The organism is Methylobacterium nigriterrae, assembly GCF_037106235.1.
Classification (GTDB): domain Bacteria; phylum Pseudomonadota; class Alphaproteobacteria; order Rhizobiales; family Beijerinckiaceae; genus Methylobacterium; species Methylobacterium nigriterrae.
This window is the reverse complement of sequence record NZ_JBAWTG010000207.1, coordinates 1-5,869: the sequence shown is the minus strand read 5'-3', so window position 1 is coordinate 5,869 and position 5,869 is coordinate 1. Positions and strand designations below refer to the sequence as shown.

Annotated in this window: 9 protein-coding genes and 1 pseudogene; 4 read left to right on the top strand and 6 right to left on the bottom strand. The window is 64.2% G+C overall.

Annotation, left to right across the window (positions count from 1 at the left end):
* Positions 1–146: 146 nt before the first annotated feature.
* Complete coding sequence (locus WDW90_RS34255) at positions 147–1,148, bottom strand: NADPH:quinone oxidoreductase family protein (protein ID WP_336492175.1); 1,002 nt, start codon at positions 1,146–1,148, stop codon at positions 147–149.
* A 13-nt stretch (positions 1,149–1,161) separates the two neighbouring features.
* Here WDW90_RS34255 and WDW90_RS34250 point away from each other — a divergent pair.
* A pseudogene (locus WDW90_RS34250) lies at positions 1,162–1,392 on the top strand (DDE-type integrase/transposase/recombinase); the annotation flags it as partial.
* Between the two features lie 66 nt (positions 1,393–1,458).
* Positions 1,459–1,662, top strand: coding sequence for a hypothetical protein (locus WDW90_RS34245; protein WP_336492173.1), 204 nt, complete (start codon positions 1,459–1,461; stop codon positions 1,660–1,662).
* On the opposite strand, the gene WDW90_RS34240 is transcribed toward WDW90_RS34245, so the two are convergent.
* The 5 genes from WDW90_RS34240 to WDW90_RS34220 all read right to left on the bottom strand — a co-directional run bounded on the left by WDW90_RS34240 (position 1,663) and on the right by WDW90_RS34220 (position 3,942).
* Positions 1,663–1,947, bottom strand: coding sequence for a HigA family addiction module antitoxin (locus WDW90_RS34240; RefSeq protein ID WP_336492172.1), 285 nt, complete (start codon positions 1,945–1,947; stop codon positions 1,663–1,665). It abuts the gene before it with no gap.
* 12 nt (positions 1,948–1,959) lie between these two features.
* Positions 1,960–2,241 carry a type II toxin-antitoxin system RelE/ParE family toxin gene (locus WDW90_RS34235; protein WP_336492170.1) on the bottom strand — a complete coding sequence of 94 codons (282 nt, stop codon included), beginning with the start codon at positions 2,239–2,241 and terminating at the stop codon, positions 1,960–1,962.
* Positions 2,242–2,377: 136 nt separating this feature from the next.
* On the bottom strand, positions 2,378–2,584 hold the full coding sequence (locus WDW90_RS34230; RefSeq protein ID WP_336492168.1) for a hypothetical protein: 207 nt from the start codon (positions 2,582–2,584) through the stop codon (positions 2,378–2,380).
* Positions 2,581–2,853, bottom strand: a complete 273-nt coding sequence (locus WDW90_RS34225; RefSeq protein ID WP_336492166.1) for a helix-turn-helix domain-containing protein — start codon at positions 2,851–2,853, stop codon at positions 2,581–2,583. Before WDW90_RS34225 ends, WDW90_RS34230 begins: the two co-directional genes overlap by 4 nt.
* 768 nt (positions 2,854–3,621) lie before the next feature.
* Positions 3,622–3,942, bottom strand: coding sequence for a hypothetical protein (locus WDW90_RS34220; protein ID WP_336492165.1), 321 nt, complete (start codon positions 3,940–3,942; stop codon positions 3,622–3,624).
* A gap of 773 nt (positions 3,943–4,715) precedes the next feature.
* Here WDW90_RS34220 and WDW90_RS34215 point away from each other — a divergent pair.
* Together WDW90_RS34215 and WDW90_RS34210 are read left to right on the top strand one after the other, a co-directional pair.
* The gene (locus WDW90_RS34215) at positions 4,716–5,441 is read left to right on the top strand and encodes a NepR family anti-sigma factor (protein WP_336492164.1); all 726 of its coding nucleotides are present in this window, start codon (positions 4,716–4,718) and stop codon (positions 5,439–5,441) included.
* Positions 5,442–5,460: 19 nt separating this feature from the next.
* Entirely contained in the window at positions 5,461–5,787 is a 327-nt protein-coding gene (locus WDW90_RS34210; protein ID WP_336492163.1) for a cyclic nucleotide-binding domain-containing protein, read from the top strand.
* The last annotated feature ends 82 nt before the right edge of the window (positions 5,788–5,869 follow it).

Below are 5,869 nucleotides of genomic sequence, written 5' to 3'. Positions count from 1 at the left end.
CTTGCCCTATATTCGGTCTGAGCCGCGCTCTCTACGAGGAGGTGCAGACGAGGCGTAACGGGCCCCGCGGCTCCTATGAGGCGCCGCTCGCGGATTGGGCGTTATGGAAACGATCCGCGCGGATCGTGGGCATAACTCAAGGATCGTCAACGATCCGGTGAACTGGCTCCTGCGTGCTGGAGAACCACAACCTTGCCTGCCTTGTCGCGCCGTGACGTGGCAGCCAGAGCCTCATGTGCCTGCGCCAGCGAAAATCGAGCGGTCCGCGGCTTCGCCAAGGCGCCGGACGCGACCTGCTCAAACAGCACCGTCCGGGCCGCACGGGCATCCTCCGGCCAGGCAGCAAGGAAATGGCGGATCTCCACGCCCACGAGCGCCGCGCTCTTCAGCAGCGGCAGGTTCGCCGGAAGCGCCGGGATGCTCCCACCCGCAAAGCCGATCACGAGATGGCGGCCCTCCTTGGCAAGCGACCGGAACAGAGCCTCGAAGGTCGTGCCCCCGACCGGATCGACCACCACGTCAACGACGCCTCGCGGCACGGCTGCCCTGATCTCGGCCCGGATGTCCTCGCTTGCGGAGTTGATCGTCGCTTGTGCGCCCAGCGCGCGGGCGCGGTCGCGTTTCTCTGCCGTTGAGGCAGCGGCAACGACGTGTGCGCCGGCCCTGGCAGCAAGCTGCACCGCCGCCGAGCCAACTCCGCCTGCCGCGCCCATAACCAGCACCGTCTCACCAGCCAGAACTCGGCCCCGCTCGAACAGCGCGTAGCGGGCGGTCTGGTAGTCCACCAGCATCGCTGCGGCGCTCGCAAAGTCGAGTGCCGCCGGGATTGGCTCAACCTCGTCGGCCGCCACGATGGCGTATTCCGACAGGCCGCCGCCGAGCTGCCACGTGGCGACGCGGTCGCCTGCAGAGAGGTGGCGAACTCCTTCGCCGGTGGCGTCCACTGTCCCGGCGATCTCCCCGCCTGGCACGTAGGGCAGTGGCGGCTTGATCTGGTAGCGGCCCTGCACGATCAGGCCATCCACGAAGCCGAGCGCCGTCGCCTCGACGCGGATGCGCACCTGACCGGCTGAAGGTGCCGGCACATCGCGCTCGGTCAGCCTGAAGGCGTCGAGCGAGCCGTAAGCCGTTCCCTCGAAACTCCGCATGTCGCTCTCCGATGTCACCAAACACCTGCAGCAGGGGATCGAGAGCGACCACTTCCGGGTCAAGCGGGCAATGCCGCGGGTGGGAGGCTTCCGCTCGTTCCATACGACCCGGCGCACGATCCAGGGCTTCGAGGCCATGCTGTGGCTGCGCAAGGGCTTTGGCTTTGCCGACGCCTGGACCGTGCGCGAGCAGAACCAGCTACTGGCAGTCTGCTTCGGACTTCCGGCGGTTAACAAAGCATGAAAGCGGAGCCATCGAGCTCCTTCTGCGGTCTGTTTCCGGGTTTGCGACACGCCCGCCGGAAGCGGCATGGTCGCGGGCTCGGGTGAGCATGTCACCAACGTCGCGGACGGGGCCGTGCGCCTTGTTCGGCTCGGCAGCCGCCTCGCCATCGTGGCGACCCGCCCCGGCCGGCCGGATGCGTGGGTGGTCTACCGGATCGAACCGGGGCTCGCGTGGGCGGCGCAGCTCGTCGCCACCTTCGCGGTGGCATTTCACCGGGGTGCTGGGTAGCTACGCGACTTCAAGGTGTCGCACGTCCGAGTAGTCGGTCGTGGCCTCGGCCTTCGACAGGTCGTGCGCGTTCTGAAGGTTCATCCAGAACTGCGCAGTCGTGCCGAAGCGGTGCGCGAGGCGGATGGCCGTGTCAGCCGTGACGCTACGGCGGCCGCGGATGATCTCCGAGATACGGTTCGCCGGCACGTGGATCTCCTCGGCGAGCTGTCGGGCACTGAGCGACAGCGGCACGAGGTACTCCTCGTTCAGGATCTCGCCGGGGTGAGTGCGAATGCGTGGCATGTGCAGCTCCTCCTAGTGATAGTCGACGATCTCGACGGCCTCTGGACCTCGGGCTCCCCATCGGAAACACACGCGCCATTGGTCGTTGATCCGGATACTCCACTGCCCGGAACGATCTCCGCGCAGGGTCTCAAGTCGGTTGCCGGGCGGCGACCGGAGATCGCCAAGCTCTACGGCGGCATCGAGCATGTCGAGCTTGCGCGCGGCAACACTCTCGAAAGCTCGCCACTGCCGATGGCACCTACCGTCTTTGAAGAAGGCCTCGGTGTCGGAGCAAGCGAAGCTCTGGATCATGTCCCGCTGTTTTCTGTGACGCGGTACGTATCACGTAACGCTACGAGGGGCAAAGGGTTTCGTATCGCCTGCGTGACAGACCTCACAGGCGGATCACTTTCTTATGGCCGCTGTACCTCGGCCGCTCCCGGCCTGCCTAGAAGAGGACCTGCGTCGGTTCCGCTCGCCATGCTGCGAGCACCTCCGGGCTCTCGGCGAGCACATCCTCGGTCGTGACCGGCGAGCCGCGCCGCATCGCCTCCTCAACGAGAGCGACGAGGCGCCTGTCGGCAGTGGCCGGGATGAGCGGCGGCAACTCGCCGAACCGCCCGCGGTGTGTGGCGAGTGCCTCCTCGAAGGTCACGTGGTCTCGCGCGCCTCGGCCGGCAGCGCCTCCTCGACCGCGAATGCCCGGCGCACGCCCTCGCCTTTGCCATCTGCGGCTTGGATGAACTCGACGCCTTGCTTCTCGAAGAAGAGACGCAGCGCTGCGAGAGTTGACCGCTGTGTGCGGGTCCGGCCCGCTTCAAGCTTCGAGAGGGTCACGACCGACATCTCGACACCCTTGGCGACCTGGGCTTGCGACAGGTTGAGCAAGGCGCGCGCGGCCCGGCATTGGGACGGTTGGATCAAAAGAGGCTCCCCCATTCGGCTCAAATAGCTGTACACGGAATGCAAATAAATGCACATATCTGAAACTTATTTACAGAAGCCCATTGACCTCCCGCCCCCTTGGCGTATGGATCAGTACATACCGACTGGGGCGTCGACGTCGCTCCACTACTCGATTTCAGGTCTGCCGCTCTCCGCGTGGATCGCGCATCCATCTCGCCCGAGGCATGCCGGGCCTACAATGTGGCCCGCGGCTATGCCTGTGTAGGAGGTGGAGAATGAACGAACCGCCGCTCGGCTACAGTGCTACTATCAAGGACGTGCTCCATACACTGAGAGACCCTGTCGAATATGTGCGCGGTGTTCTAGGCAATTTTTATGCTTGTGGTTTAAGTACGGAACAATCCTCTGTCCGCATAGGAGTTTCAGGCAATGGTATAGTCCCTAATTACAAGATAGAAATACAATCAAATTACGATATATACTTTATGTGCTCAGGGATGACTCATAAAGTTAAATCCCGTCAGTGGTATAGCATGTTTGGTGGCGAGAGCTGGAGTGATAATTACATGACATTTTCGGAGGTGCGAGACCTCCTAGGGCAACTCCGCGGTGTACGCCGCCAACGATAGTGCCACCTCAATGAGCAGAGATCCCGAGACATGGTTGGCTCGCATCGCAGAGAGTGTGTGGCGCAGGCCCTCCCGATAGTAAGATGCCCACTGAGGCATACCTCAACGGACCAACGGAGAGGTGCGCAGCACGCATGAACGTTCCGTTCGGTTGTGATCACGGCTTCGGGTTCTTCGAGCCGGGACCGTCGGCCGACGCACAACCTCCCGACGGTGGGGTTAGCCCGGAGCCGCGGACGTGTTCCGTCGCGCGCACGCCCGGAAAACGCGACGAGTGACTGAGAACTGGCAGCACCTCGTCCAACAGGCCTTGCAGACGAGCCGTCTCAGCCAGCAGGTCGGCCGCACGCTCCCGCAGAGAGGTGGCAACGGAGGTCTGACCGAGCCTCTCGAAGTAGGCCGCCGCAGCGCTCAGATCGAAGGAGATGATGGCGTTGACCGAGGCAGCGGCTTGGACCTCAGCATGACGGCGCTTCATCTCTAACCCCACTCCAGATGAATGTTGGTGCTTGGTATAGTGATATACTAGGGCGGCAAATGTGCCTATTCGTGCTCGCCGCTCGCACTCACGCGGCCGCCTATCTCATAAGGCTCCCCGCCGACCTTCGCCGTACGCCGTGATACAGCTCGAGCCCGGTGCGGCGCTCTCCCGCATCCACAGCCGTCTCGATGAGATGGTCCTGCACCTCAGAGCGCTGAGGCTGGAGATCACGGCCAGCCGCAACGCGGCCGAACATTTCACCTGAGCTATTCATGATCGCGGCAAGCTGCGTCGGCGCTGTGACGAGCTGGACCCATCCGAGGGGCAGGCCCGCGCCGCCGAGGCCGAGCGGCTGCGCGAGCTGGAAGCACACCACTGAGTGCCTCACTCGCCCACGGGGAGACCTCAGTTGAAGCGCCGTCAGACCATTCGGTCACAGGTGCGCCGCAGGCCGCCATGAGCACCCGCAAGCCCTCGATCCACTCCTCTGCCTCGGCCAGCGTCATGAACCCGGCCCGCTGATGCAGCGAGCCTGTGCCGAGGATCACCACGACATCGAACCGCCCGTCGGAGCGGTCAAAGACCTTGTAGGTCACGCGGCGTGCCATGGCCGGCATCTACGCAGATCAGCCTTAAGATTTCCACGCGAGCATTTCCGGGCACTGCGTCATCAGCTTGAGCGGTACGGTGTGGACCTTGTATGTGGTTCACTGTATAAGGGCTGAGCGACCTTCCGGGCGCTCAGCGATGCAGAGGGTTCAGCGACCACAATGAGGGCCCACGAGCACCGTGTGGAGTGCGAGGCCGGCCAAGAGGTGCTGTCTCTGATCGAGGCGCCTTCCTCTGCACAGCCCCGCCTTCCGGCCTCGTCGCGCGATCACCTCGGGCAGCAGCTGCAGGTGCTCTACGCTGTCCTCGTGCAGGAGCAATTGCCTCAGCGCTTGCTCGACCTGATCGCGCGGCTCGACGCGACACTCACAGCTCACGGCGCACCAACCGCCTCCACATTCCGCAATGATCTTGTCGCCGCCGTCCCGAGCTTACGCACCTTCGCTATGTCGCTGGCCGCGCACCCAGAGCGGGCTGACGATCTTGTGCAGGAGACGCTGCTCAAGGCGTGGACGAACCGGGATCGCTTCGAGCCCGGCTCGAACCTGATGGCGTGGCTGTTCACGATCTTGCGCAACCAGTTCTACACCGAGTGCCGCAAGCGCAAGCGCGAGGTTGAGGACGCTGACGGTGGGCTGGCCGCGCAGCTGACGGCGCCGGCTGCCCAGGAGCATGGGATCGAGCTGCAGAAGGTCTGGGCGATGCTCGAGAAGCTACCCCCACCCCAACGTGAGGCGCTCCTGCTCGTGGCCGCGCAGGGCCTGACCTACGAGGCCGCAGCCGAACTCGTCGGCTGTCAGGTGGGTACCGTCAAAAGTCGGGTGAGCCGGGCACGAGCGTACCTCGCTGGATCTCTGGGCATGCTCTCAGTTCGGCTCCCAACGTGAGCTGATGGCGCTTGCACTTATGAGCAACCCCCTCGTTCGAAAGCTCGCGCACGGCGCTGTTCTCTCGCAGGTCGAGCGGGCAGCCTTGGAGGCGCTCACGCTCAACCGGCGCTCTGTTCCTGTACGGCGTGACATCGCGGTCTACGACAACACGGATCGCATCTACCTCGTGATGAGCGGCATCGCCGGGCGCTACAAGACCCTCTGGCAGGGCGGTCGCCGGATCGTCTCCTTCGTGGTGCCGGGCGACCTCTGCCGTATGCACAGCTCCGGACCTTCCGCGCGCGACATGCGGCTGGGCGCGCTCACGCCGTGCTCCGTCGTCGACATCCTGATCCTCCTCTGAATGAGTGGACACCTCTGCTACGCTCCCATGGGGGCTGGAAGGTGTCTGATGGGGACAACGAAACGAACGTTCACGCCGGAGT